Raw genomic sequence first — 24,885 nt, 5'->3', positions numbered from 1 at the left:
TTACTGTGCCGGCGCCATCGCCGACACCACGCCGCCCGTCATCGTCTGCTCTACCTGCTGCTTATCCATATTCACCGCGCTCAGCTTCCCATTCACCGTTGGCTTCAGCGGCGCACTGGCCTGCACGCTGCCGCTGGCGGTGAGCTGAATATTGCCGTCACCTGCAATCGGCAGCGCAGGCCAGCCCCACTGCTGCAGCACGCTGAGCGGAACGCCGCGCCCGTTCAGGCTCACCGCGGTCTGCCGCTGCGGCAGCTGGGAAACGGTCGCCGTGGCTTCCAGAATACCTTTCTCGGTAAACGCGCTCAGGTCGGTAATGTTCACCGTCGCGGCGTTAGCATTCAGCGCCAGCGACGGACGGCGCACGTCCACGCGGTTAAAGGTCGCCGCCGCGCCGTTCAGGGTTGCGCTGCCGCCCCAGACGCCCCACTGGCGATCTTTCACCAGCTGCAGGCTTGCGCCATAGCCGTCCAGAGAGGTGATCTGCCACGGGAAGGTGGGATCGATGTCGATCACCAGGTTGCGGCTCAGGCCAAATTTTTGCAGCGTGACGCTGTTCAGCCATTCCGGCAGAGGCGCCATCCACAGCGTTTTCCAGTTCTGCGGCAGGGTATACTCCAGCCCGGCAATGGCGACATCGTCCAGCACCAGCGCTTTACCGTCGCGCAGCCAGTTACCGGACGTGCGCACCATGCCGCCTTCCCAGCGGGAGGTGAACTGGCGCAGCGCCATGCCCTGCGGGGAAAACTCCGCATTCAGGATCGGATCAAAAAGATGCAGCGAGCCGTAGATAAACTCGCTGGCGTTCATCGACAGGCGGCCTTCCTGGCTCTGCCAGTCACCTTTGCTCAGCGTCAGGTTGCGCAGGCTTAAATCGAGGTCGGTCACCGCCCAGTCCGGGCCCTGAAGCCGGGCGTCGGTCACGTCCAGACGACCAATCTGCAGAGAGGGGATAGTGGCCAGTGGTGCGAAGAACGCCGTCAGCGTTTTATCGCTCTGCAGGCGGATCTCGTTCAGGCGCATCGTGTCGATAATCCAGCTCCCGTCGGCGTTGCGCAGGGCCGAGCCGGTGAGCGAGCCCCGGGCCATATCGGCGCCAATCGTATTCAGCACCACTTCCTTGCCGTTAAGCTGGCCCTCGATCAGCACGTTGGTGGCCGGTACGCCGTTGAGGGTCAGCGAGCCTGCGCTCATCTGGATCTGCGCGTGATTACCCAGCACGTTGCCCGCTTCCGGCTGCCACGGGCTGACGCCGCCCGTCACCTTCTGCGCGCTCAGATCCCATTCGGTATTCGGGCTGTTAAAGGCCATATTGTTCAGCTGCAGGCGATCCGCCTGGAAGGGCAGCGGCGCGGTCTGCGGGGAGAGATTCAGCGTGCCGTCGAACAGGGTGATGGTGTCCACGTGCAGCGGATCGGTTATCTGGCGGCTGCTGAGGCCGATATCCACTTTTTTGGCCACCAGCGTGGCGGGTTTACCGTCCCGGCCGAAGGTGACGTTTTCCAGAATGAGGTGGGATGGTGACGAAAAGCGGTGATTCATCTTGTCGAAACTGAGCTCGTAGTCGGTATTCACCGTTACCCAGCTGCTGACCTGAGTCGCGCCCCAGCGGGTCTGGAGCAGAATATAGAGCGCCAGTATCACAATGAGCAGGGCTACCAGAAGATAGACGAGCAGCTTTCCAATAAATTTCATGGTCTTCCATCCCGCAAAACGCACATAAGGGAGTTATGCACGATTTATGCGCAATCCTCAAGGCGGGAATGGTGTAAATAGATGTCACGGCAGACATTGACTGCCTGCCGTGAAGGGGATCAGTTCTTTTCAGGCGGGAAAACGAGGTTCAGCACGATAGCGGTGATACCGCCCGCGGCAATGCCGGAAGAGAGCAGGTTTTTCACCCAGTCCGGGGCAAACTGCAGGATCAGCGGCTGCTGAGAAACGCCCAGACCGACGGCCAGCGACAGCGCAATAATCATGATTGCGCGGCGGTTCAGCGGCTCGCGGGAGACGATACGCACGCCGGAGGCCGCGATCGTCCCGAACATCACCAGCGTTGCACCGCCCAGCACCGGCTCAGGGATGTGCTGCACAAAGCCGCTCACCGCCGGGAACAGGCCGAGGACGATCAGCATCAGCGCCACCACGAAGCCGACATAGCGGCTGGCCACGCCGGTCAGCTGGATCACGCCGTTGTTCTGACCGAAGCAGGAGTTCGGGAAGGTATTGAAGACCGCAGAGACAAACGAATTCAGACCGTTCGCCAGCACGCCGCCTTTCAGGCGCTTCATGTACAGCGGGCCGGAAACGGGCTGCTCGGAGACGTCGGAGGTGGCGGTGATGTCGCCGATGGTCTCCAGAGAGGTGATCATAAAGACCAGCATCAGCGGCAGGAGCAGGCCCCAGTCAATGCCCAGACCGTAATACAGCGGCGTAGGGACAGTGATCAGCGCGCTGTTGGCTGGCGCGGTGTTCTCCGGCAGCATGCCCAGCGCCCACGCCAGCAGGTAGCCTGCCGCCATGGCGATCACCAGCGAGGCGACGCGCAGGTAGGGGTTACGCTGGCGGTTAAGCAGAATAATGATGGCCAGCACGACGCCCGCCAGCAGCAGGTTTTTTGGCGCGCCGAAGGTGTGGTCGCTCATCGCGGCATAGCCGCCGCCGATGGAGGTGAGGCCCACCTGAATCAGCGACAGGCCGATAATCATCACGACGACGCCGGAAACCAGCGGGGTGATAACGCGGCGAGCCAGGTGCAGAACGCGGGAGATCACCATCTCCGTACAGCTGGCCAGCATCAGCGTGCCGAACAGCGCCGCCATCATGGTCGGGACATCCGCACCGCCGGTTTTCAGGGCCGTACCGCCCATGATCAGCGGCGCCACAAAGTTAAAGCTGGTGCCCTGAATCGACAGTAAACCCGACCCCACCGGACCCCACGCTTTAATCTGGATAATCGAGGCCACGCCGGAGGCGAAGAGAGACATGCTGATGATGTGCTGCGTGTCCTGCGCCGGTAAACCGAGCGCCTGACAGATCAGCAGCGCCGGGGTGATCACCGCAACAAACATCGCCAGAAGATGCTGGCAGGCGGCGAAAAGCGTCTGCGGCAGCGGCGGGCGGTCTTCAAGGCGGTAAATCAGTTCGCTATTTTGCTTCTGCGCAATCGGTTGCGCATCAGGCGACTCTATGGTGTTAACGGACATCGGCGGCAATCCCACGGTGGAAAAGCGGGCATTTTATCTGACCACCTGGTAAAAGCAAACGATTGCCAGCAAAAAAAGACAAGAAAATCTGCCGCTGTGAGCAGGTTTTCTACATCCGATGAGGAAAAAAAATTACACTTTTTGCGCCGGATGCTCATGAAGAGCGCAAACCGGCCCAGGATAACGCCGCGTGTGTAAGGAACACGCGCAAAAAAGGAGCCTTCTATGATTCATCTCGATACGTTGTCGACCCTTGTTGCCGCAACGCTGGTGTTACTGCTTGGCCGTAAGCTGGTACATAGCGTTTCCCTTCTGAAAAAATACACCATTCCTGAACCTGTCGCTGGCGGCCTGCTGGTGGCGCTGGCCCTGCTGGTGCTCAAAAAAAGCATGGGCTGGGAAATCGATTTTGACATGTCCCTGAAAGACCCGCTGATGCTGGCCTTCTTTGCCACCATCGGCCTGAACGCCAACCTGGCAAGCCTGCGGGCGGGCGGTAAGGTGCTCGGCGTATTTTTGATTGTGGTGGTGGGGCTGCTGCTTATGCAAAACGCGATTGGCATCGGCATGGCAACCTTGCTGGGGCTGGACCCGCTGATGGGGCTGCTGGCGGGGTCGATTACGCTGTCAGGCGGTCATGGTACCGGGGCGGCGTGGAGTAAATTGTTCGTCGAGCGTTACGGTTTTGAAAATGCAACGGAAGTGGCGATGGCCTGTGCCACCTTTGGCCTGGTGCTGGGTGGCCTGATTGGCGGCCCGGTGGCGCGTTATCTGGTGAAGCATTCCACCACGCCGAACGGCAGGCCGGACGACGAGCTGGTACCGACCGCCTTTGAAAAGCCTGACGTTGGGCGCAGTATCACCTCGCTGGTGCTGATTGAAACCATCGCGATGATCGCCATCTGCCTCACCGTGGGCAAAGTGGTTGCGCAATGGCTGGCGGGCTCCGCGTTTGAGCTGCCGACGTTTGTCTGCGTGCTGTTTATCGGGGTGATTCTGAGCAACGGCCTGGCGCTGATGGGCTTCTACCGCGTGTTTGAACGTGCGGTGTCGGTGCTTGGCAACGTCTGCCTCTCGCTGTTTCTGGCGATGGCGCTGATGAGCCTCAAGCTGTGGGAGCTGGCCTCCCTGGCGCTGCCGATGGTGGCGATTCTGGCGGTGCAGGCCCTGTTTATGGCGCTGTACGCCATGTTTGTCACCTGGCGCATGATGGGCAAAAACTACGATGCGGCGGTGCTGGCGGCGGGTCACTGCGGGTTTGGTCTGGGGGCAACCCCAACGGCTATCGCCAACATGCAGGCGATCACCGAACGCTTCGGGCCATCGCACATGGCGTTTCTTGTGGTTCCGATGGTCGGGGCGTTCTTTATTGATATCGTCAACGCGCTGGTGATTAAGCTGTACCTGATGCTGCCGATGTTCGCCTGAAATCAGGCGTTGGAATAGCGTTCGGTTTCCGGCATCCAGCGCTCAATTAACGCTGCCGCCTGCTCGGGGTAGCGTTCATGAATGTGGCGGGCGAGGCGCTGAACCTCGGGGATCATGGCCTGATCGCGCAGTAAATCCGCGACTTTGAATTCCGCATTCCCCGTCTGACGCGTGCCCAGCAGTTCACCGGGTCCGCGGATCTCCAGGTCTTTTTGCGCAATCACAAAACCGTCGTTGCTGTCGCGCAGCACCTGCAAACGCATCTGGGCGGTTTTCGAGAGCGGCGCTTTGTAGAGCAGGACGCAGTGGGACGCTACCGCGCCACGGCCGACGCGCCCGCGAAGCTGGTGGAGCTGGGCAAGGCCCAGGCGCTCCGGGTTTTCGATAATCATCAGGCTGGAGTTCGGCACATCCACGCCCACTTCGATGACCGTGGTCGCGACCAGCAAATGCAGCTCGCCCTGTTTGAACGACTGCATCACCGCCTGCTTTTCAGCGGGCTTCATGCGTCCGTGAACCAGACCCACGTTTAGCTCCGGCAGGGCGAGCTTTAACTCTTCCCACGTGGCTTCGGCAGCCTGCGCTTCCAGCAGTTCCGACTCTTCAATCAGGGTACAAACCCAGTAGGCCTGACGCCCTTCGTGGGTGCAGGCGTTGCGCACGCGGTCGATGATATCGCTGCGACGCGTGTCAGGAATGGCAACCGTCGTGACCGGCGTACGGCCCGGGGGGAGTTCGTCGATGGTGGAGGTATCCAGATCGGCGTAAGCCGTCATCGCGAGCGTGCGCGGGATCGGCGTGGCGGTCATGATCAGCTGATGCGGGTGGAAGCCCTGCTGCAGTCCCTTTTCCCACAGCGCCAGACGCTGATGCACGCCGAAGCGGTGCTGTTCATCGATAATCACCAGCGCAAGGCCGTTGAACTGCACCTGCTCCTGGAAGATAGCGTGCGTGCCGACAATCATCTGCACCTGCCCGCTGGCGATGGCTTCCTGCTGCGCAAGGCGCGCTTTGCCCTTTTGTTTTCCTGCCAGCCAGCCCACTTCAATCCCCAGCGGCGCGAACCAGGCGCGGAAATTGTTGGCGTGTTGTTCCGCCAGCAGCTCGGTCGGCGCCATTAACGCGACCTGTTTACCGTGGGCAATGGCGCGCAGGGCTGCAAGGGCGGCAACCAGCGTTTTACCGGAGCCTACATCGCCCTGTACCAGGCGCATCATCGGCACGTCGAGCGCCATATCGCGTTCAATCTCGGCGGTGACGCGCGCCTGCGCGCCGGTGGGTTTAAACGGCAGAGAGGCCAGCAGCTTATCTTTGAGCGCATCATTCTGGTTTAAAGACTGAGCGTGGAAACGCTGCGCGCCCGCACGAAGCGCCAGCATGCTCAGGTTATGGGCCAGCAATTCCTCAAGGATAAGACGCCGTTGGGCGGGGTGTTGCCCGCTTTCTAAGTCGCTAAGCTGCAGCGTGGGCGGCGGACGGTGCAGGGTACGCAGCGCTTCGGGCAGGCTCATCATGCCCTGTGCCAGCTCGGGTGGCAGCAGCTCGGTAATGGCGCAGGTATCCAGCAGCTCCAGCGCCTGATCGGTAAGCTTACGCAGCGTCGCCTGCTTGATGCCTTCGGTCGTCGGGTAAACTGGGGTAAGTGTCTCCTGAAGTTCCGGCGTGCTGAGATCGCCCTGCACGCGGTACTCGGGGTGGATCATCTCTGCGCCGTACTTCCCGCGTTTGGCTTCGCCATAGGCCAGCACCCTGCGGCCTGTCGCCAGGCTGTTTTTCATCGCCGCGCTGAAGTTGAAGAAACGCATGGTGAGAATGCCGGTGCCGTCGCTGATCTGGCAGGTCATCATCCGGCGTCCGCCGAAGGTGATGTTGCAGTTCAGGACTTCGCCTTCAACGGTGGCGTAAATGGCGGGAAGGAGATCGCCAATCTTATAAAGCTGGGTGCGGTCTTCATAACGCAGGGGGAGGTGAAGCAGGAGATCCTGCACGGTGTGCAGGCCAATTTTGGCCAACTTACTGCTTTGCGCCGCGCCCACGCCCGTCAGGCTGTTGAGCGGGATAGCATCCAGCAGGCGGCCCTTCATCGCTTACCCGGCGTACTGCATGGTGGCCCACCACTCGGCATCGGCTTCAATTTCGCCCTGCGCGTTGACGTGGGGGTAAGGCAATTTTTTCTGCTTCGCAACGCGAGCCAGCACCGGATAACCGCCTTCAAACAGCAGGCGCTGCTGTTCATTTTCCGGCAGCATGCTGTTGCTACGCTCGTACATGCCGGCGTTCTGACGCTGGCGCTGCGCTTCATACAGAATGAGCGCGGACGCCACGGAGACATTGAGAGACTGGACCATGCCGATCATCGGAATGATGATGTCCCGATCCGCCAGATCCAGCGCTTCCTGTGAGATCCCGGTTTTCTCCTGACCCATCAAAATGCAGGTCGGGCGAGTGTAGTCGATCTCGCGAAAATCCACGGCTTTAGCGGACAAGTTAGTGGCAAGGATTTGCATCCCGCGCCCTTTCAGGTGCGAAACGGCATCGCCAATTGTCTGGTGAGATTTGACGGAAACCCAGCTGTTACTGCCTGCCGCCGCCGAGACCATGGTGCGCATCCGGTGACCCGGCCAGACGGCGTGCACTTCATGCACACCGACGGCATCGGCGGTACGGACGATAGCAGAGACGTTATGCGGCTTATGGACCTGCTCCATGCAGACCGTCAGGTCAGGCTGACGCCTGGCGAGCATTTCGCATATCCGCGCGTAACGTTGTGAATTCATACCACTAGTTTCGGTTACGGGTGACTTTAATCACGTCCGGCATGACGCGGATCTTGCGCATGATATTCGCCAGATGCACGCGGTCGCGGGCGGTCAGACGAATAAAGGCGCTGTACACGCGGCCATCTTTTTCTTCCGTATTCAGGCTTTGAATATTGGAAGAGGCCGTGTTGATCGCTGCCGTCAGGTTCGCCAGGGCACCCTGGTGGTTGAACATATCCACCTTAATCTCGGTGATAAATTCCTGCGCCGTCTCTTTATCCCACTCGACCGCCATAAACTTCTCGGCTTCTTTCTGGTAGCCGCGAATGTTACGACAGGATTCGTGGTGGATAACCAGCCCTTTACCTGGGCTGACGTGCGCAATAATCGGGTCGCCTGGAATTGGACGGCAACATTTTGCGAAGGTGATCAGCACCCCGTCCGCGCCTTTGATTGGCAGATGAGCATGGCCGGATGCGCCTGGCGCAGAAGGTATTGCTTCGCCCTGCTGCAGGTTTTTCGCCACCACGACGCTCATGGCGTTGCCCAGACCAATTTCCGCCAGCAGATCGTCAAGAGACGTGAGCTTCATACGGTCGAGCTCGCGCTGGATATGCTCCGGTGGGATCTCAGCCAGCTTACGGCTGCCGCCCAACGCGTGGTTGAGCAGACGACGCCCCAGGCTGACGGAATCATCACGCTTGAGGTTTTTCAGCAGCTGACGGATTTTAGCGCGCGCTTTGGAGCTCACGACAAAGTTCAGCCAGGCCGCGTTCGGACGTGCGCCCGGCGCGGTAATAATTTCCACCGTCTGGCCGCTGGCGAGCGGCTGAGACAGCGGGTAAGGTTGTCTGTCGACGCGCGCGCCCACGCAGGCATGGCCGATATCGGTATGCACGGCGTAAGCGAAGTCGACCGGCGTTGCGCCCGCAGGCAGTTCGACAATGCGACCTTCGGGGGTGAAAACGTAAATCTCATCCGGGAAGAGATCGGATTTCACGCTCTCGATAAATTCAAACGAGCTGCCCGCACTCTGCTGAAGTTCCAGCAGGCTCTGCATCCAGCGCTGGGCGCGGATTTGTGCGGTCGTACTGCTTTCGCCACCGTGCTCTTTATAGGCCCAGTGCGCGGCAACACCCATCTCTGCCATCTGGTCCATGTCTTCGGTGCGAATTTGCACCTCAACAGGCACGCCGTGCGGCCCGATCATCGAGGTGTGCAAAGATTGATAGCCGTTCGCTTTTGGAATGGCGATGTAATCTTTCATGCGCCCCGGACGCGGCTTGTAGAGGCTGTGCATCTGCCCCAGCACGCGATAACAGGTGTCCGAGTCGTGGACAATCACGCGGAAGGCGTAGATATCCATGATCGAGTGAAAACGCTGCTCTTTGAGCACCATTTTGCAGTAGATGGAGTACAGGTGTTTCTCGCGACCGCTGACGCGGCACGGAATTCCCGCTTCCTGCAAGCGCCCTTCGATTTCAGAGAGGATCTTTTGAATCATCTCCTTACGGTTGCCGCGTGCGGCTTTCACCACCTCTTTAATCACGCGATAGCGGTTCGGGTACAACGCTTCAAAACCCAGCTCTTCCAGCTCGGTTTTAATGTGGTGAATACCTAAACGGTGCGCCAGCGGACTGTAGATTTCGAGGGTTTCACGGGCAATGCGGCGACGTTTATCCGGGCGAAGCGAGCCCAGCGTGCGCATGTTGTGGGTGCGGTCAGCGAGTTTGATGAGAATGACGCGGATATCCTGCACCATCGCCATAATCATCTTGCGGAAGTTTTCGGCTTGCGCCTCTTTCTTGTCGCGGAAATTCAGCTTATCAAGCTTAGAGACCCCTTCCACCAGTTCGGCAACGCTTTTGCCAAACAGCTGTTCCATGTCCTGGTAAGTGGCAGGGGTATCTTCAATCACGTCGTGCAGCAGCGCGGCCATCAGCGTTTCGTAGTCGAGTTTCATCTCGGCCAGAATACAGGCCACCGCTACCGGGTGCGTGATGTAGGGTTCACCGCTTGAACGTGTCTGGCCCTCGTGAGCGTCACGTGCAACGAGATACGCCTGCTGAAGACGCTTAATCTGGTCTTCAGGCAGGTAGATTTGAATCAGTTGATTCAGGCTTTCAAACAGATACAAGGGCGACCCGCAGGTTTAATTAACGACGACCTTCAGCAATAGCGGTTACGGCCTGCAGTTCTGCGGCTTCCTGCTCTTGCTGCTCCTGGCGCTCACGCACGTCGAGGATCTGGTTGTTGATCAGACCTTCTTCGATTTCGCGAAGTGCAATAACGGTGGTTTTATCGTTTTCTTCCGGTACCAGCGGATCTTTACCGCCTACCTGCATCTGACGAGCGCGACGCGCGGCGACCAGCACCAGGTCAAAACGGTTACCAATTTTCTCTACAGCGTCCTGAACAGTTACGCGTGCCATACTTAAAATGCTCCACAGGTGAAGAAATGACTGGGCATGATACTGAAAGTGGGTTCAGTCTGCCAACAGTTTGGTGATTAATGCGTCATGTCGCTGCTTCTGGCGGCTCATACGCAGACGTTCTGCACGAAGAATGGTTTTGAGATCGCTCAGTGCGGCATCAAAATCATCATTCACAATAAGGTAATCATATTCCGCGTAATGGCTCATTTCTGCAACAGCCTGTTCCATACGCTTTGCGATGACTTCTTCGCTGTCCTGACCGCGGCCACGCAGGCGGCGATCCAGCTCATCTTTCGATGGCGGTAAAATAAAGATACTGCGCGAGTCAGGCATTTTCTTGCGAATTTGCTGTGCACCCTGCCAGTCGATATCCAGGAACACATTCACGCCCGTGGCCAGAACCTGCTCAATGGTTTCACGCGAGGTACCGTAGTAATTACCGAATACTTCCGCGTGTTCAAGAAACGCGTCTCTGCCGATCATCGCTCTGAACTCGTCGTGATCCACAAAGAAATAGTGTTCGCCGTGCACTTCACCCGGACGCGGTTGACGCGTGGTGTGAGAAACAGAAACCTGTGTGTCGTACAACGGTTGGGTTTTTAACAGTGCCTGAATAAGGCTGGATTTACCCGCGCCACTAGGGGCAGAAACAATATAAAGCGTGCCTTGAGCCATGAGAGTCTTTTGTATGTGTTAACGAAGAAGTCCTACATACGGGCTTATTATACACGTCACTGCCGTGTGACGTAGCCTTTGTCACACTTTTTCCCCTGGATTATTGAATTTTGCGTGCCGTTTTCAGGTTTTATATGGGGTTTTCAGCAACCCAAAGAAATACCGGATAGCGTCTCGCATTGTGAGTCGTTGCCGTTAGCGTTGTTTCAGGCATCGGGATATACCTCCTGCAACACAAAGGAGGAGTAGCAATGTGGCGATGGATAAGCGGGTTAATGCTCTTGTGGAGTGGCTATGGCGCGGCGGTGTGCCCGGTGTGGTCGCAGGCAAAAGCTGAGAAAGAGATGGCGTCGTTAAGCGCGCAAATCAAACGCTGGGATGACGCTTACTGGAAGCAGGGCGTGAGCGAGGTCAACGACGAAGTTTACGACCAGCTTAACGGGCGCTTAATGCAGTGGCAGCACTGTTTTGGCAGTGAGCCTTCAGAGGAGAAACTCCCTGCGCTGGTGGGAAGCGTAAAACATCCTGTTGCCCATACGGGCGTACATAAAGTGGCCAGCAAAGAGGAGTTGAGACAGTGGATGCGTGCGCGGCAGCATCTGTGGATGCAGCCCAAAGTTGACGGTGTGGCGGTAACGCTGGTCTATCGTGACGGAACGTTAACCCAGGCCATCAGTCGTGGTGATGGCCTGAAAGGGGAAGACTGGACCGGGAAGGTGCGTTTGATCCCGACTATTCCGCAAAAGCTCACCGGCAAGCTGGCGAACAGCGTCTTACAGGGCGAGCTTTTCTGGCTAAGCGACAATCACATTCAGCGGCAAATGGGCGGGATGAACGCTCGCGCAAAGGTGGCGGGGGCGATGATGCGGCAAAAGGATAACTCAGTTTTGAGCAAGATCGGCGTGTTCATCTGGGCCTGGCCGGATGGGCCGAAAGATATGCAGACATCTTTAGCTGAGCTGTCTCAGGCCGGTTTTACGCTGTCGGCACGGTATACGCTACCCGCCGAATCTGTTGATGCCGTCGAGAAACAGCGCGCCGCCTGGCACGTAACCGGATTACCCTTTGCCACGGATGGCATTGTGGTGCGTTCGGAGGATGCGCCCGCAGGGGAAGGCTGGTTACCGGGCGAAGGCAACTGGCTGGTTGCGTGGAAATATGCGCCTGCAGCCCAGGTGACCGAGGTGAGTGATATTCATTTTTCCGTGGGGCGAACGGGCAAAATGTCCGTTGTAGCCGCACTGGAACCTGTGCAATTGGACGATAAACAGGTACGGCGGGTGAGTCTGGGCTCGGTGGAGCGCTGGCAGAGGCTGGATATTGCCTCAGGGGATCAGATACAGGTCAGCCTGGCCGGGCAGGGTATTCCCCGGTTTGATAAGGTGGTCTGGCGCGGGACGGACAGACATAAACCCGAGCCTCCAGCCTCGCGTTATCATGCGCTGAGCTGTTTCTATGCTTCTCCGGAATGTATGGAACAGTTCTTTGCCCGACTGACCTGGCTCAGCTCAAAGCAGGTACTTGATATTGAAGGATTAGGCGAGTCAGGCTGGCGTACCCTCTGGCAGGCACATCATTTTGAACACCTCTTTTCGTGGCTGTTATTAACGCAGGCGCAAATGCAGGCTACGCCTGGGTTTTCCTCCGCGCGCGGGCTGGCGCTCTGGCATCGATTTAATCTGGTGCGCGAGAAGCCATTTATTCGCTGGCTCATGGCATTGGGTGTTCCGCTGACACAGGCTTCGCTGAAGGCGATGGGGAACGTAACGTGGCAGACGCTGAGCGAACGTAACGTAAAGAACTGGCAAAGCCTGCCGGGAACGGGAGAGAGGAAGGCGCGACAAATTGTTGCCTTCATCCACGACCCTGGCGTTGCCGGGCTGGCATCCTGGTTAGGCAAGCAGGGTCTGCCTGGATTTTAGAGCGAGCTTGCTTTAGCTTTGCGCCAGGGGGTATGTCTGTCTGGCGAACTGAAGGTTTCGCGGAGCTGATCGTAGTCATAGATGTGGCGGCCGCCATCAATTACCGGGATAAGCGTGGGAGCCTGATAGCACGCCGCAAGCACCGAGCTGCATTGATCAACACCCGTTGTGATTCCAAGCCACGTCAACATCAACTCATAATTGCTTGCTGTGGGCCACGCTTCATGCACCCACCCCACCGATCTTTTTTGAGTATTCAGGGCTTGCTGGCTATACCAGATAAACTGGGGGACCTGGTAAGCCTCTTTGCTTGGGTTGCGTGAGCCATGCATATAGATGGAGTTCAGCTGCGGGTTTTTTTCCAGCCCATGGTCTGAAAAATAGAGCAGAGAGGATGCGCTGCCCTGCAGACGCTTAGCTACTTCGCCAATGAAGTAGTCGGTAAACAGAATCGCATTATTGTAGCAATCTTCATACTTGTTGCCGGTATGCAGAATATTTGCGGATGGCGGATACCGATCGCAGGCCATCTCATGACTGCCGTTGATATGCAGGAAAATTAACTTCCTGCCGGGGGCTTTAAGCGCCTCATCCAGGGCAGGTAAAAGTTCGGTGTCATAACGGGTGTCAATCCACTGGGCTTTATGGCTAATAGAAGCAATCGCCACAATATAGTTATTGCTCTTGCCTGTATTACCCTGGGCGCTAATCCATTCGGTGTGATAGCCCGTTTTTTTAGCGACGCTAACGATATTGTCAGCAAGCTTATCGGTGGTGAAGTGGTCTGGATCGGCTTTACTTAATATCATCGGCACGGAAAGCACGGTGGCTGACGCCGGGGCAATAGCATTGCTAAAAATGAGGGAGTCCTTCGCCAGCAAGGATTCCACTGGCGTGGTATCCTGGTGAAAACCGTAGAGCTTCATATTGCTGCGACGTGCGGATTCACCCACGATAACAACATAGTTTTCGATGCCCGTTTCATGATACTGCAACGCAGGATAATTGACGCTGTGCTGGCTAATTTTCTCCGCCAGCGCGTTATCGCGATGGGCAATAATGAACTCTGCGCCGGTGTAAAATGGCGTATTGGTTAAAATCCGGGAGCTTAGCGGATAATAAACTTCAAGGTCGTGGCGTTTTTTTAGCCAATTTGCCGTCGAATACCAGCCAAAATAAACGGCAAGCAGAACGAAGCCGATAGTTTTGACGCGGGAAGAAACATGCTCGCTAGCTGCTTTGATTGCGAACCAGGTGACAATAAAGTAAGCAAACGCGGCTGGTAAACAGTGTAGGTATAAACCTGACATGCTTTTCGCTTCGGCAACGTGAGTGCCGAGAATACTCATCGCGAATACCGTGTTAAATTCGCTCTGGTAGACGCTCCAGGTACTGTAAGCAATCGCAAAATTTAACGTGAGCAGGGCGGTTAAAAAAAATGCGAGGATCTTGCCGGGAAGCGAGCGAAAGATCGCTGCGGCGCAAACCAGTAAAAGCGCATTACAAATCGCAATGCGCACTGCGAATCGTGCAGGTTGCGTTAAAAATACTGGCCATAACTGAATCAGCACGGAAACGAGCAGCAAAATTAAAAAATGGCTGCTGAGTTTTTTATTAATAATCAGGGCTGACGTTTTGGCAAAGGACATTGTTTTAACGCAAGTTTATGGGGACAAAGATGCGACAGTTTATCGCGTTTGGCCCGGTTATATGAGATAACAAAAAGTGCTTTTTACTACTTTGTTGTGGTTTTGTTGAGAATTCAATGTGTGTCCTGCGTGTAATGAAAAACAGGCAATCCCAGTTTTAAGCGCAGTGCCAGCAAGCGAGCCGTAAAGCCAAATAATAACGTGGCAATGACCACAACATCATGGCTCGAAACATAATGTTGTAAAGCAATATACAGAACGGCAGACGCAAAGGATATTCCGGCGTAAAGCTCTTTCTGGAAAACCAGTGGAATACGCTTGCAGAACATATCGCGCAGCACACCGCCGAATACGCCCGTGACCACGGCGGCAATGGTAGCGATAACAGGTCCTTCCCCCATATCGAGCGCGATTTGTGCTCCGATAATCGAGAAAACCACCAGACCTAAAGCGTCAAGGACTAAAAACAGGCGGCGAAGATGGGGCATGACGGGCGCCACTATGGTGGTTAACACGGCAGCTGTCGCCACGATAATGACGTACTCAGGGTGTTTGACCCAGCCAAGCGGATAATGTCCCAGCAGAATATCGCGTACCGAGCCGCCGCCCAGCGCGGTCGCTGTAGCAATAATGATCACGCCGAAGGTGTCCATACGGCGACGTCCGGCAGCAAGTGCGCCGGTCATGGCTTCTGCGGTGATGCCAATGAGATAAAGGATGTGAAGCAGCATATTTCCTCCGGTGTGAACGCGGGGGAGGTTAGCGATTTGTGCGCAAGATCACGATTGAGTTTTTCTAAGGCGAGTGCGTTTGCCCTATAAATTTTTATCAAATGATGTTGAATAAGCTTGATGAAAGGCGGTAGCATGCAAAATCAGGTGCCGGAATGGATTAGAAATAATAATGGGTGATGCCGTCGGCACCACCCGAAAAGGCATTACTCAATATTCTGGATCTGCTCGCGCATTTGCTCAATCAGTACTTTCAACTCAATCGCTGAATTCGTCACTTCCGCATTGATCGACTTAGACGCAAGAGTGTTCGACTCGCGGTTGAACTCCTGCATCATAAAGTCCAGACGGCGGCCTACCGCTTCCTTTTTCTTCAGAATGTTGTAGGTCTCTTTAACGTGCGCTTCCAGACGGTCCAGCTCTTCAGCGACATCAATACGTTGCGCCATCAGCACCAGCTCTTGTTCCAGACGGGTGTTTTCCAGCTGAACTTCTGCCTCTTCCAGTTTGGCGACCAGGCGCTCGCGCTGCCACTGCAGCACTTCCGGCATATGGGTGCGAACCTTAGCCACTTCCGCACTCACGCCTTCAAGGCGCTGCTCAATCATCGCTTTCAGCGCCTGACCTTCGGTTTCGCGGGCAACGATAAAGTCATCCAGCGTGCCGTCGAGGGCGGCCAGAATTTCAGCGGCAATCGCGTCCAGATCCTGCTCGCCGGCGGCCATGACGCCAGGCCAGCGCAGAATATCAACCGGGTTGATTTCGCCTTCATCGCTCTGCATTTTGACCCAGTTCGCCGCATTCACGAGCTGTTTCGCCAGTTTTTCGTTGAGGATTAGCTCGCCCTGTGCGCTGGCATCAGGCTCAAAGCGCAGGTTACATTCCACTTTACCGCGCGTCAGACGCGTACGGATACGCTCGCGAACAACAGGCTCAAGGCTGCGGAACTGCTCCGGCATACGGAAATACGTTTCCAGGTAACGCTGGTTTACCGAGCGCATTTCCCATGTAGCGCTACCCCAGCTACCCTTGATTTCACGCCGGGCGTAGGCGGTCATACTGCGGATCATAGACATTCCCGTTTTTAAAGGAGAGATGGGGGGATTATAGCTTTCGGGGGCTTCTCAGGATAGGAATAAGCGTCCTTTATCCGTATAATGCGCAGCCACATTCGTTTCAAGCCGGAGAATCCATCATGCGTCCATCAGGTCGTAGCGCCAATCAGGTGCGTCCCGTCACCCTGACCCGTAACTATACAAAACACGCTGAAGGCTCCGTGCTGGTTGAGTTTGGTGACACCAAAGTGCTGTGTACCGCATCCATCGAAGAAGGCGTTCCGCGCTTCCTGAAAGGTCAGGGCCAGGGCTGGATCACCGCCGAGTACGGCATGCTGCCGCGCGCGACCCATACCCGTAACGCTCGTGAAGCGGCAAAGGGTAAGCAGGGCGGTCGTACCATGGAAATTCAGCGTCTGATCGCGCGTGCGCTGCGCGCCGCCGTTGATCTGAAAACCCTCGGCGAATTCACGATTACCCTGGACTGCGACGTGATTCAGGCCGATGGTGGCACGCGTACGGCCTCTATTACCGGCGCCTGTGTAGCGCTGGCCGATGCTCTGAACAAGCTGGTTGCTGCCGGTAAGCTGAAAACCAATCCAATGAAAGGCATGGTTGCGGCGGTCTCCGTAGGCATCGTTAACGGTGAAGCGCTTTGCGATCTGGAATACGTTGAAGATTCCGCTGCAGAGACAGACATGAACGTGGTGATGACCGAAGACGGTCGCATCATTGAGGTGCAGGGCACGGCAGAAGGCGAGCCGTTCACCCACGAAGAGCTTCTCTCCCTGCTGGCGTTGGCCCGAGGGGGAATCGAATCCATTGTCACGACGCAGAAAGCGGCGTTAGAAAATTGATTTTAAAGGCGACCAATGAGTCGCCTTTTTTTTGCCTGTAAGACAGAAAAACCAAAGGAGCTAATCCATGAAATCGTATCAGCGCCAGTTTATTGAGTTTGCGCTTAACAAGCAGGTACTTAAGTTTGGCGAATTTACGCTGAAATCCGGGCGTAAAAGTCCTTATTTCTTCAACGCCGGGCTGTTTAATACCGGGCGCGATCTGGCACTGTTAGGCCGTTTCTATGCCGAAGCGCTGGTGGATTCCGGGATTGATTTTGACCTGCTATTTGGCCCGGCCTATAAAGGCATTCCGATTGCGACCACTACCGCGGTGGCGCTGGCGGAACATCATGATCGCGACGTGCCGTACTGCTTTAACCGCAAAGAAGCCAAAACCCACGGTGAAGGCGGGAATCTGGTCGGCAGCCCGCTGCAGGGCCGCGTCATGCTGGTGGACGACGTGATCACCGCGGGTACGGCAATCCGCGAATCAATGGAGATTATCCAGGCCAACGGTGCAACGCTGGCTGGCGTGTTGATTTCGCTGGATCGTCAGGAGCGTGGTCGCGGAGAAATTTCCGCCATTCAGGAAGTGGAGCGGGATTACAACTGCACTGTGACGTCAATAATCACCCTGAAAGATCTGATTGCGTATCTGGAAGAGAAGCCTGAGATGGCGGACCATCTGGCAGCGGTAAAAGCGTATCGCGAAGAGTTCGGGGTTTAAGTGCATTGCCCGGTGGCGTTGTGCTTACCGGGCCTACCTGTTCGTAGGCCGGATAAGGCGAAGCCGCCATCCGGCGATGGCGTTACTGTAATTGTGCCGCCACTAACGGCCAGCGGGCGTCAAAATCGTCCGTTGGACGGTATTTAAACTCGCTGCGCACAAAGCGGGAAAGCATCCCTTCACAAAACGCCAGAATCTGGCTCGCCAGCAGCGTTTCATCAATGCTGTATCCTTCACCCTCACGCATTTTCTTCTCGCGCAGCACCTGGCGCAGCTGCGCTTCAATGCGTTCGAAAAGCTGGTTAATGCGGCCCTGGAGTCTGTCCTGCTCAAACATCAGCGCGTGGCCGGTCAGGATACGGGTTAAGCCCGGATTGCGTTCACCGAAGCCCAGGATTAACAGCACTATCAGACGCAGACGCGCGGTAGTGTCTTTTTCGTCTTTCAGAATCAGGTTGATGCGCGTGATCAGGCTGTCTTCAATAAACTCGATCAGACTGTCGAACATCCGGGTCTTGCTCGGAAAATGACGGTACAGCGCCGCCTCAGACACGCCTACGGAGGCGGCCAGTTTAGCGGTGGTGATGCGTTGACTGCCATCGCTGGATTCAAGCATCAGAGCCAGAGATTGAAGTATTTCTTCGCGACGATTCCTTTTCGCGGTTTGTTTTTCTGCCATGTTACAAAATACCCCTGAAAATAAGCACTTGCCAGGCTGGCATCCACACAGCGACCGCAAACGGACGTTTGCGGTTTGTTATTGCATTATGACGCTGTGAGATACGTGTTTGTCGGGCCGTTACTTGCGCCCGGAATGGCCGAAGCCGCCTTCGCCACGGTCGGTGGCGTCAAAGTCTGCCACCAGGTTAAATTCTGCCTGTACCACCGGTACAAAGACCATCTGTGCGATACGCTCGCCCGGTTCAATGGTGAAGCTGTCCTGACCACGGTTCCAGACGGAGACCATCAGTTGACCCTGATAGTCGGAGTCGATCAGGCCCACCAGGTTACCCAGCACAACGCCGTGCTTATGGCCCAGGCCAGAACGCGGCAGGATAACCGCTGCCAGCGACGGGTCAGCAATGTGAATCGCCAGGCCAGTCGGAACCAGTGTCGTGGCACCCGGGGCCAGTTCTACGGCGTCATCGAGACAGGCGCGCAGGTCAAGACCGGCAGAGCCGGAGGTGGCATAGGTTGGCAGCGGGAATTGCTCGCCAACACGCGGGTCCAGAATCTTAACGTCGATTTTTTTCATCATAACGGGTAACGATCTCGTCGAGTAAATGTTGGCCCAGGAGTTCCTTGCGCTCAAGCGGTAAGACTTTATCTCCATCCTGCCAGAAAAGGTGCAGTGCGTTGCTGTCGCTGTTAAATCCTTGTGTGGCCAGCGATACGTCGTTCGCGCAAATCAAATCGAGGTTTTTGCGGGTACGTTTTTGCCGGGCATATTCTTCCACATTATTCGTTTCTGCGGCAAACCCAACAACGTATGGACGGTGGCTTTTTAGTGCGGCGACACCGGCAACAATGTCCGGGTTTTTCACCATTTTTAGTGTTAATTCATCGCCTTGCTTTTTAATTTTAGCCTCGGCGATCGTCTCAGCACGATAGTCTGCAACGGCCGCACAGCCGATAAAAATCTGCTGGCTTTGCGCATGTGCCTGCACGGCGGCTTCCATCTCCAGCGCGGTGGTAACGTCAATTCGCTTCACACACGCAGGGGTAGGCAGAGAGACCGGGCCGCTCACCAGCGTGACGTTCGCACCGCGCTTCGCGGCGGCGGCGGCAATCGCAAAGCCCATTTTGCCGGAACTGTGGTTGGTGATGTAGCGCACCGGATCCAGCGGCTCGCGCGTGGGGCCCGCGGTTATCATGATGTTGAGATGTTGCAGATCGTTGACAGGCGAAAAGTGGGCCGCGGCCATATCAACAATCGTCAGCGGATCAAGCATGCGGCCCGGGCCAACATCGCCGCAGGCCTGGCTACCGCTGTCCGGACCCCAGATAAGCAGGCCGCGTGAGGCCAGGGTCTCAAGATTGTGCTGCGTAGCCGCGTTACGGTACATCTGCTGGTTCATGGCAGGCACGACGGCAACAGGCGCAGGTGTGGCCAGACAAATGGTGGAGACCAGGTCGTTTGCCATACCGGCCGCTACCCGGGCGATTAAATCAGCCGTGGCGGGGGCGAGGATAACCAGGTCTGCCCATTTCCCAAGCTCAATATGGCCCATCGCGGCTTCGGCGGCCGGATCGAGCAGGCTGTCAGATACCGGGTATCCTGAAACGGCCTGCAGGCTCAGAGGAGTGATAAAGGCTTTACCGCCTTCGGTTATCGCGACCCGTACATCTGCCCCGCGCTCGCGCAGACGACGCACCAGCTCCGGCGCTTTGTAGGCAGCAATACCGCCGCTCACGCCAAGAACGATTTTTTTACCGGCCAGGCTCATCATGATTCTTTCCTGTTGGGGTTCACCAGAGAGCGGGCATTTTATCACAATCCCCAAAACGGGGTGATTTTGTCCTTCGACCACTTTGCGAGGCGCTACGCAAGAACGCAACGTGGTCGTCGAGTGCCTGACTGGCCTGTGGCAGCATGCGGTTAAAAAAGGGAGAAAGAGCATGGAAGAAGAGGATGAGCCGCTGCTGCCGCGCGAAAAACTGCTGCGCTATGACGTCACCCTGTTAAAAGATGATGAACTGCTGGCGCTCTTTTTACGTACCGGAACGCCCGGTAAAACGGTATTTACGCTGGCAAAAGAGCTGATCGTACATTTCGGTTCTCTGCACGGTTTGCTGACCGCCGAACTGGCGCAGTTTAAGCACGTAGAAGGGATCGGTGTGGCGAAATATGCCCAGTTGCGGGCCATTGCTGAACTTGCCCGCCGTTTTTACAATGTCCGCATGGAGAAGGACGATCCGATCCTGACGCCAGCGATGACGCGTGAATATCTGCAAAGCCAGTTAACCGATATCGAGCGCGAGATCTTTATGGTGATCTTTGTCGATAACAGAAACCGGGTACTGAAACATAGCTGCCTCTTTGCCGGTACGTTAAGCCACGTTGAGGTGCATCCGCGAGAAATTGTGCGGGAAGCGATAAAAGTGAATGCAGCGGGCGTGATCCTCGCGCATAATCACCCCTCAGGCTGTGCAGAACCGAGCAGAGCGGACAAAGAAATCACCGAGCGCATTATCAAATGCTGTCAATTCATGGACATTCGTGTGCTGGACCATCTGATAATTGGCCGCGGAGAGTACATTTCTTTTGCAGAACATGGCTGGATTTAGGCTATTTCTCGCGATCCATCGGGATCTTTGTCTGTTCGGGACTTGAGCACACCGCCGAGTCAGCGTATACTACGCCACCTTTGAGAATCTCGGGTTTGGCATTTGGGCCTGGCAATCGAGAGTTCACTTAGAACTATGCGATGACCGGGCTGTAAAGCCTGACGAGGCGCCGATACCCCATACGAAGCTCGAGCTAATTTGATTTTTGGAGAATAGACATGTCCCGAGTCTGCCAAGTTACTGGCAAGCGTCCGGTGACCGGTAACAACCGTTCCCACGCACTGAACGCGACTAAACGCCGTTTCCTGCCGAACCTGCACTCTCACCGTTTCTGGGTTGAGAGCGAGAAGCGTTTTGTCACCCTGCGCGTATCTGCTAAAGGTATGCGTGTAATCGATAAGAAAGGCATCGATACAGTTCTGTCTGAACTGCGTGCCCGTGGCGAAAAGTACTAAGTACTTAAAGAGGAAATAAATCATGGCTAAAGGTATTCGCGAGAAAATCAAGCTGGTTTCTTCTGCTGGTACAGGTCACTTCTACACCACCACGAAGAACAAACGTACTAAGCCGGAAAAACTGGAACTGAAAAAATTCGATCCAGTTGTACGCCAGCACGTACTGTACAAAGAAGCTAAAATCAAATAATTTTAGTCTCCTTGTATCGAAAAACCCCGCAACTGCGGGGTTTTTTGCATTCTGTATCTCAACGGAGGAACCATGCCTGAATTACCTGAGGTAGAAACCAGCCGTCGCGGCATTGAGCCCCATCTGGTGGGCGCGACGATTCTTCACGCGGTTGTCCGTAACGGGCGTCTGCGCTGGCCGGTGTCCGATGAGATCCATGCCCTGAGCGATAAACCCGTCCTTAGCGTGCAGCGCCGCGCGAAATACCTGCTGCTGGAGCTGCCCGACGGCTGGATCATTATCCACCTGGGGATGTCCGGGAGCCTGCGCGTTCTTACCGAAGAACTGCCTGCGGAAAAGCACGACCACGTGGATCTGGTGATGAGCAACGGCAAAGTGCTGCGTTACACCGATCCACGGCGCTTTGGCGCGTGGCTGTGGACGAAGGAGCTGGAAGGGCATAACGTGCTGGCGCATCTGGGCCCGGAGCCGCTCTCAGACGCGTTTAACGCGGAATACCTCAAGGCGAAGTGCGCGAAGAAGAAAAGCCCGATTAAGCCCTGGCTGATGGATAACAAGCTGGTGGTCGGCGTGGGGAATATCTACGCCAGCGAATCGCTGTTTGCGGCCGGGATCCACCCCGATCGGCTGGCCTCGTCGCTGTCGGCGCAGGAGTGCGAGCTGCTGGTTCGGGTGATTAAAGCCGTATTGCTGCGCTCGATTGAGCAGGGGGGGACAACGCTGAAGGACTTCCTGCAAAGTGACGGCAAGCCGGGCTATTTTGCCCAGGAGCTGCAGGTGTATGGCCGTAAGGGCGAACCGTGCAGAGTCTGCGGCACACCCATTATTGCCACGAAGCACGCCCAGCGCGCCACGTTCTACTGCCGTCAGTGCCAGAAATAGGGCTACTTTAGCTTTTCCATCAACGCCTGGTGGACGTTAACCGGCAGGAAATGGGTAACGTCCCCGTGATGGCGCGCCACCTCTTTCACCAGCGTGGACGAGATAAACGACCACTCTTTGGAGGGCATCAGGAATACGCTCTCCAGCTCCGGCATCAGGTGGCGGTTCATGTGCGCCAGCTGCATCTCATATTCGAAGTCTGCCACCGCGCGTAAACCGCGGATCAGAATGTTCGCCTGCTGGGCCCGGGCGAAGTTCGCCATCAGGTCGCTGAATCCGACAACCTCAACATTCGGCAGGTGCGAAATGGCATCGGTGGCGAGCTGCACGCGCTCGTGGAGGTCAAACATCGGCTTTTTGCTGGGGCTGGCGGCAATCGCCAGGATCACCTTGTCGAACATGCACGCCGCACGGGTGATGATATCAAGATGACCATTGGTGATCGGATCGAAGGTACCCGGATAAATCGCTTTTGTGCTCATGACTCACGTTTTCTCTGAGTAGCCGCGGCAGAGCGCCCACAGCTCGGTGTATTTGTTAAAAGTATACTGGGCATTGACTACCGCGAGTAACCAGCCCTGCTTACCGTCCAGCACGCCACCACGCAGCAGCAGCGTTTTCAGGAACGCGCCCAGCGTGTGGGTGAAGATTCCGGTCAGCGAGGCCTTCTTGCCGCGCTGGTGACGCTCCCGCGCCCATGCGGTGGCATAGTTGAGCTGTTTGCGCTGGAAGCTTGCGAAATCGCGGCAGGTCAGGTGCAGCAAATCGCCCGTCAGGGGGATGATCTGGGCGTTGTCGCAGGCCAGAGATTCATGCACCAGATTGTCGTTGTACTGATACCGCTCGCGCTCGTAGAGGCGCGTCACGCGGTCAGGATACCAGCCGCTGTGGCGCATAAAACGGCCAAGGAAGTAGTTGCGGCGGGCAATGCTGTATACAGCACCAGGCTGAGGTGAGGAAAGCACCGCCTGAATGGCCTGCTGAAGCTCCGGCGTGATGCGCTCGTCAGTATCGAGCATCAGGACATAATCTCCGGTGGCAAACCTCTGCGCGCGCTGGCGCTGGAGGCCATAGCCTTGCCAGTCAGTATCGATAAAGACTTTTGCGCCCGCTGCCCGGGCAACGTCCACCGTGTTGTCCGTACTTCCGGAATCAAGAATGACTATCTCATCAGCCCAGGCTACCGACGCCAGGCAGTCCGGAAGCAGGTCGGCGGCGTTTTTGGCGATCATCACGACCGACAGACGCGTTGACATCAGTGGCTCCGCTGGGGCAGGTAAGGTTGCAGAAGTTGCAGCAGACGGGTCAGGGCACCCTGGTTCTGGTGCAGCACTTCGACCGCATGTCGCCCGTACCACAGGCGATAATCTTCGTCAGTCAGAAGGGTTGAGACCTCTTTGACTACCGAATCCGCATCGGTCACGGTAATTAAACCATCGGCCTGCTGTAATTTCGCGCAGATATCTTTGAAGTTAAATGTGTGCGGCCCCATCAGCACCGGAATCGCGTGGGCTGCCGGCTCGAGCGGGTTATGGCCGCCGCGCTCCACCAGGCTGCCGCCGACAAACGCGAGGTCAGCAATGCCGTAGAGCAGCATCAGTTCGCCCATCGTATCGCCAATCACCACCTGGGTGCTGCCAGACGGGATCTCCCCGCTGCTGCGCAGCGTGAAGCTGAAACCGGCTTTTTGCACCATTTCACGGGCATCTTTAAAACGCTCCGGATGGCGGGGCACGAGGATCAGCAGTAAATCCGGGAAGCTTTCCAGCAGCTTGCGGTGCGCCTGCAGGATAATCTCTTCTTCACCGTCATGGGTACTGGTCGCAATCCAGACCTGACGACGCGGGGCCCACTGGCGGCGAAGCGTGATGGCGCGGGCGGCGAGTTCAGGGGTAACCGAAATATCAAATTTCAGGCTGCCCGTCACCGCAAGCTGGTTGCGTTTGAGGCCCAGAGAGATAAAGCGTGCCGCATCTTCTTCATTCTGCGCGGCAATCAGGGTGATCTTGCTCAGCAGGCGGCGCATAAATTTACCCAGCTTGCCGTAACCTTTCGCCGAGCGCTCTGACAGGCGCGCGTTGGCAATCACCAGCGGAATTTTACGGGCATGCAGGGCGGAAATCATGTTTGGCCACAGTTCGGTTTCCATCACAATCACCAGCTTCGGGCGAACGGTATTCAGGAAACGATTCATGGCGCAGGGGAGATCGTAAGGGAGATAGACGTGATGAACGTCTTTGCCGAAAGCGGATAACGCGCGCTCCGAGCCGGTTGGCGTCATCGTCGTGACGGTGATCGGCAGCGACGGGTAGCGGTGACGCAGGGCGCGAACCAGCGGGATTGCCGCCAGCGTTTCACCGACAGAAACGGAATGCAGCAAAATACCGTCCGGCGCGACTTTATTGCGGCAGAAGCCATAGCGTTCAGCCCAGCGTTTACGATACGCAGGCGCTTTACGGCTACGAAGCAACAGTCTCAGCCACACCAGTGGCTGAATGATGTAGAGCAGAGCGGTATACAACAATTCCAAGCGATTATCCGTTTTTTTAGTTTCGGCGGGCAAATTCTAAGCATTTGAGCCGTCTAAAGCTATCTCTTTGGTGTTTTAAGACACCCATTTGGCTGCGTTACGCTCATTCGCCTG

Annotated in this window: 24 protein-coding genes; 8 read left to right on the top strand and 16 right to left on the bottom strand. The window is 56.4% G+C overall.

The window, feature by feature from the left end:
- Both N6P30_RS08375 and xanP read right to left on the bottom strand, forming a co-directional pair.
- Positions 1–1,695, bottom strand: coding sequence for an AsmA family protein (locus N6P30_RS08375; protein WP_023293745.1), 1,695 nt, complete (start codon positions 1,693–1,695; stop codon positions 1–3).
- Between the two features lie 119 nt (positions 1,696–1,814).
- Positions 1,815–3,206, bottom strand: coding sequence for a xanthine/proton symporter XanP (gene xanP, locus N6P30_RS08370; protein ID WP_008502668.1), 1,392 nt, complete (start codon positions 3,204–3,206; stop codon positions 1,815–1,817).
- Between the two features lie 225 nt (positions 3,207–3,431).
- On the opposite strand from xanP, the gene gltS reads away from it, so the two are divergent.
- A complete protein-coding gene (gene gltS, locus N6P30_RS08365) occupies positions 3,432–4,634 on the top strand; it encodes a sodium/glutamate symporter (RefSeq protein ID WP_023293746.1) in 1,203 nt (400 codons plus the stop codon).
- Positions 4,635–4,636: 2 nt separating this feature from the next.
- Here gltS and recG read toward each other — a convergent pair whose 3' ends face one another.
- Genes recG through gmk form a run of 5 tightly spaced genes read right to left on the bottom strand, consistent with a single transcriptional unit; the run spans position 4,637 to position 10,503 of the window.
- Positions 4,637–6,718 (bottom strand): ATP-dependent DNA helicase RecG, encoded by a 2,082-nt coding sequence (gene recG / locus N6P30_RS08360; RefSeq protein WP_023293747.1) that lies wholly within the window; start codon positions 6,716–6,718, stop codon positions 4,637–4,639.
- Positions 6,719–6,721: 3 nt separating this feature from the next.
- Positions 6,722–7,411 (bottom strand): tRNA (guanosine(18)-2'-O)-methyltransferase TrmH, encoded by a 690-nt coding sequence (gene trmH / locus N6P30_RS08355; protein ID WP_032654439.1) that lies wholly within the window; start codon positions 7,409–7,411, stop codon positions 6,722–6,724.
- Between the two features lie 4 nt (positions 7,412–7,415).
- The gene (spoT, locus tag N6P30_RS08350; protein WP_008502673.1) at positions 7,416–9,530 is read right to left on the bottom strand and encodes a bifunctional GTP diphosphokinase/guanosine-3',5'-bis pyrophosphate 3'-pyrophosphohydrolase; all 2,115 of its coding nucleotides are present in this window, start codon (positions 9,528–9,530) and stop codon (positions 7,416–7,418) included.
- Positions 9,531–9,549: 19 nt separating this feature from the next.
- Positions 9,550–9,825, bottom strand: a complete 276-nt coding sequence (gene rpoZ, locus N6P30_RS08345) for a DNA-directed RNA polymerase subunit omega (RefSeq protein WP_000135058.1) — start codon at positions 9,823–9,825, stop codon at positions 9,550–9,552.
- 54 nt (positions 9,826–9,879) lie between these two features.
- Positions 9,880–10,503, bottom strand: coding sequence for a guanylate kinase (gmk, locus tag N6P30_RS08340; RefSeq protein ID WP_008502674.1), 624 nt, complete (start codon positions 10,501–10,503; stop codon positions 9,880–9,882).
- Positions 10,504–10,754: 251 nt separating this feature from the next.
- Here gmk and ligB point away from each other — a divergent pair, with 251 nt between their 5' ends.
- Positions 10,755–12,425, top strand: a complete 1,671-nt coding sequence (ligB, locus tag N6P30_RS08335) for an NAD-dependent DNA ligase LigB (protein ID WP_023293749.1) — start codon at positions 10,755–10,757, stop codon at positions 12,423–12,425.
- Here the strand turns inward: ligB and N6P30_RS08330 are convergent.
- The 3 genes from N6P30_RS08330 to N6P30_RS08320 all read right to left on the bottom strand — a co-directional run bounded on the left by N6P30_RS08330 (position 12,422) and on the right by N6P30_RS08320 (position 15,875).
- Positions 12,422–14,074, bottom strand: a complete 1,653-nt coding sequence (locus tag N6P30_RS08330; protein WP_023293750.1) for a phosphoethanolamine transferase — start codon at positions 14,072–14,074, stop codon at positions 12,422–12,424. The genes ligB and N6P30_RS08330 overlap by 4 nt on opposite strands.
- Before the next feature lie 113 nt (positions 14,075–14,187).
- The gene (locus N6P30_RS08325; RefSeq protein WP_008502677.1) at positions 14,188–14,805 is read right to left on the bottom strand and encodes a trimeric intracellular cation channel family protein; all 618 of its coding nucleotides are present in this window, start codon (positions 14,803–14,805) and stop codon (positions 14,188–14,190) included.
- 206 nt (positions 14,806–15,011) lie between these two features.
- A complete protein-coding gene (locus tag N6P30_RS08320; RefSeq protein ID WP_008502687.1) occupies positions 15,012–15,875 on the bottom strand; it encodes a YicC/YloC family endoribonuclease in 864 nt (287 codons plus the stop codon).
- Positions 15,876–16,000: 125 nt separating this feature from the next.
- Between N6P30_RS08320 and rph the strand changes: the two genes are divergently transcribed.
- Both rph and pyrE read left to right on the top strand, forming a co-directional pair.
- On the top strand, positions 16,001–16,717 hold the full coding sequence (gene rph, locus N6P30_RS08315) for a ribonuclease PH (protein ID WP_006812424.1): 717 nt from the start codon (positions 16,001–16,003) through the stop codon (positions 16,715–16,717).
- A 67-nt stretch (positions 16,718–16,784) separates the two neighbouring features.
- On the top strand, positions 16,785–17,426 hold the full coding sequence (gene pyrE, locus N6P30_RS08310; protein WP_023294796.1) for an orotate phosphoribosyltransferase: 642 nt from the start codon (positions 16,785–16,787) through the stop codon (positions 17,424–17,426).
- Between the two features lie 82 nt (positions 17,427–17,508).
- On the opposite strand, the gene slmA is transcribed toward pyrE, so the two are convergent.
- The 3 genes from slmA to coaBC form a co-directional block, all read right to left on the bottom strand.
- On the bottom strand, positions 17,509–18,105 hold the full coding sequence (slmA, locus tag N6P30_RS08305; RefSeq protein WP_008502690.1) for a nucleoid occlusion factor SlmA: 597 nt from the start codon (positions 18,103–18,105) through the stop codon (positions 17,509–17,511).
- A 120-nt stretch (positions 18,106–18,225) separates the two neighbouring features.
- Positions 18,226–18,684 (bottom strand): dUTP diphosphatase, encoded by a 459-nt coding sequence (gene dut / locus N6P30_RS08300; RefSeq protein WP_008502691.1) that lies wholly within the window; start codon positions 18,682–18,684, stop codon positions 18,226–18,228.
- Positions 18,662–19,873, bottom strand: a complete 1,212-nt coding sequence (coaBC, locus tag N6P30_RS08295) for a bifunctional phosphopantothenoylcysteine decarboxylase/phosphopantothenate--cysteine ligase CoaBC (RefSeq protein WP_025910617.1) — start codon at positions 19,871–19,873, stop codon at positions 18,662–18,664. The genes dut and coaBC overlap by 23 nt, the downstream gene beginning before the upstream one ends.
- 172 nt (positions 19,874–20,045) lie before the next feature.
- On the opposite strand from coaBC, the gene radC reads away from it, so the two are divergent.
- The 4 genes from radC to mutM all read left to right on the top strand — a co-directional run bounded on the left by radC (position 20,046) and on the right by mutM (position 22,241).
- Positions 20,046–20,714: a RadC family protein gene (radC, locus tag N6P30_RS08290; protein ID WP_008502693.1), complete on the top strand. Its 669-nt coding sequence runs from the start codon at positions 20,046–20,048 to the stop codon at positions 20,712–20,714.
- 218 nt (positions 20,715–20,932) lie between these two features.
- Positions 20,933–21,169 carry a 50S ribosomal protein L28 gene (gene rpmB, locus N6P30_RS08285; RefSeq protein ID WP_002436699.1) on the top strand — a complete coding sequence of 79 codons (237 nt, stop codon included), beginning with the start codon at positions 20,933–20,935 and terminating at the stop codon, positions 21,167–21,169.
- A 22-nt stretch (positions 21,170–21,191) separates the two neighbouring features.
- Entirely contained in the window at positions 21,192–21,359 is a 168-nt protein-coding gene (rpmG, locus tag N6P30_RS08280) for a 50S ribosomal protein L33 (RefSeq protein WP_003024094.1), read from the top strand.
- Positions 21,360–21,431: 72 nt separating this feature from the next.
- Positions 21,432–22,241, top strand: a complete 810-nt coding sequence (mutM, locus tag N6P30_RS08275; protein WP_008502694.1) for a bifunctional DNA-formamidopyrimidine glycosylase/DNA-(apurinic or apyrimidinic site) lyase — start codon at positions 21,432–21,434, stop codon at positions 22,239–22,241.
- Positions 22,242–22,243: 2 nt separating this feature from the next.
- Here mutM and coaD read toward each other — a convergent pair whose 3' ends face one another.
- The 3 genes from coaD to waaA are packed head-to-tail and all read right to left on the bottom strand — an operon-like array spanning position 22,244 to position 24,771.
- The gene (gene coaD / locus N6P30_RS08270) at positions 22,244–22,723 is read right to left on the bottom strand and encodes a pantetheine-phosphate adenylyltransferase (RefSeq protein ID WP_008502695.1); all 480 of its coding nucleotides are present in this window, start codon (positions 22,721–22,723) and stop codon (positions 22,244–22,246) included.
- Positions 22,724–22,726: 3 nt separating this feature from the next.
- Positions 22,727–23,497: a glycosyltransferase family 2 protein gene (locus N6P30_RS08265; RefSeq protein ID WP_023294797.1), complete on the bottom strand. Its 771-nt coding sequence runs from the start codon at positions 23,495–23,497 to the stop codon at positions 22,727–22,729.
- The gene (waaA, locus tag N6P30_RS08260) at positions 23,497–24,771 is read right to left on the bottom strand and encodes a lipid IV(A) 3-deoxy-D-manno-octulosonic acid transferase (RefSeq protein ID WP_023294798.1); all 1,275 of its coding nucleotides are present in this window, start codon (positions 24,769–24,771) and stop codon (positions 23,497–23,499) included. The genes N6P30_RS08265 and waaA overlap by 1 nt, the downstream gene beginning before the upstream one ends.
- Positions 24,772–24,885 lie beyond the last annotated feature (114 nt).

The sequence above is a fragment of the Enterobacter sp. PL1 genome, assembly GCF_945957325.1.
GTDB classification, from domain to species: Bacteria; Pseudomonadota; Gammaproteobacteria; order Enterobacterales; family Enterobacteriaceae; genus Enterobacter; species Enterobacter roggenkampii.
This window is presented reverse-complemented; position numbering and strand designations above follow the sequence as displayed.

What these genes read in the sequence shown, in the direction of transcription:
- rpoZ (WP_000135058.1), bottom strand. Translation starts at nt 9,825, where the DNA reads ATGGCACGCGTAACTGTTCAGGACGCTGTAGAGAAAATTGGTAACCGT.
- N6P30_RS08265 (WP_023294797.1), bottom strand. Translation starts at nt 23,497, where the DNA reads ATGTCAACGCGTCTGTCGGTCGTGATGATCGCCAAAAACGCCGCCGAC.
- trmH (WP_032654439.1), bottom strand. Translation starts at nt 7,411, where the DNA reads ATGAATTCACAACGTTACGCGCGGATATGCGAAATGCTCGCCAGGCGT.
- rph (WP_006812424.1), top strand. Translation starts at nt 16,001, where the DNA reads ATGCGTCCATCAGGTCGTAGCGCCAATCAGGTGCGTCCCGTCACCCTG.
- xanP (WP_008502668.1), bottom strand. Translation starts at nt 3,206, where the DNA reads ATGTCCGTTAACACCATAGAGTCGCCTGATGCGCAACCGATTGCGCAG.
- slmA (WP_008502690.1), bottom strand. Translation starts at nt 18,105, where the DNA reads ATGGCAGAAAAACAAACCGCGAAAAGGAATCGTCGCGAAGAAATACTT.
- coaBC (WP_025910617.1), bottom strand. Translation starts at nt 19,873, where the DNA reads ATGAGCCTGGCCGGTAAAAAAATCGTTCTTGGCGTGAGCGGCGGTATT.
- coaD (WP_008502695.1), bottom strand. Translation starts at nt 22,723, where the DNA reads ATGAGCACAAAAGCGATTTATCCGGGTACCTTCGATCCGATCACCAAT.
- gmk (WP_008502674.1), bottom strand. Translation starts at nt 10,503, where the DNA reads ATGGCTCAAGGCACGCTTTATATTGTTTCTGCCCCTAGTGGCGCGGGT.
- N6P30_RS08325 (WP_008502677.1), bottom strand. Translation starts at nt 14,805, where the DNA reads ATGCTGCTTCACATCCTTTATCTCATTGGCATCACCGCAGAAGCCATG.
- ligB (WP_023293749.1), top strand. Translation starts at nt 10,755, where the DNA reads ATGTGGCGATGGATAAGCGGGTTAATGCTCTTGTGGAGTGGCTATGGC.
- N6P30_RS08320 (WP_008502687.1), bottom strand. Translation starts at nt 15,875, where the DNA reads ATGATCCGCAGTATGACCGCCTACGCCCGGCGTGAAATCAAGGGTAGC.
- rpmB (WP_002436699.1), top strand. Translation starts at nt 20,933, where the DNA reads ATGTCCCGAGTCTGCCAAGTTACTGGCAAGCGTCCGGTGACCGGTAAC.
- mutM (WP_008502694.1), top strand. Translation starts at nt 21,432, where the DNA reads ATGCCTGAATTACCTGAGGTAGAAACCAGCCGTCGCGGCATTGAGCCC.
- N6P30_RS08330 (WP_023293750.1), bottom strand. Translation starts at nt 14,074, where the DNA reads ATGTCCTTTGCCAAAACGTCAGCCCTGATTATTAATAAAAAACTCAGC.
- recG (WP_023293747.1), bottom strand. Translation starts at nt 6,718, where the DNA reads ATGAAGGGCCGCCTGCTGGATGCTATCCCGCTCAACAGCCTGACGGGC.
- pyrE (WP_023294796.1), top strand. Translation starts at nt 16,785, where the DNA reads ATGAAATCGTATCAGCGCCAGTTTATTGAGTTTGCGCTTAACAAGCAG.
- rpmG (WP_003024094.1), top strand. Translation starts at nt 21,192, where the DNA reads ATGGCTAAAGGTATTCGCGAGAAAATCAAGCTGGTTTCTTCTGCTGGT.
- N6P30_RS08375 (WP_023293745.1), bottom strand. Translation starts at nt 1,695, where the DNA reads ATGAAATTTATTGGAAAGCTGCTCGTCTATCTTCTGGTAGCCCTGCTC.
- gltS (WP_023293746.1), top strand. Translation starts at nt 3,432, where the DNA reads ATGATTCATCTCGATACGTTGTCGACCCTTGTTGCCGCAACGCTGGTG.
- dut (WP_008502691.1), bottom strand. Translation starts at nt 18,684, where the DNA reads ATGATGAAAAAAATCGACGTTAAGATTCTGGACCCGCGTGTTGGCGAG.
- radC (WP_008502693.1), top strand. Translation starts at nt 20,046, where the DNA reads ATGGAAGAAGAGGATGAGCCGCTGCTGCCGCGCGAAAAACTGCTGCGC.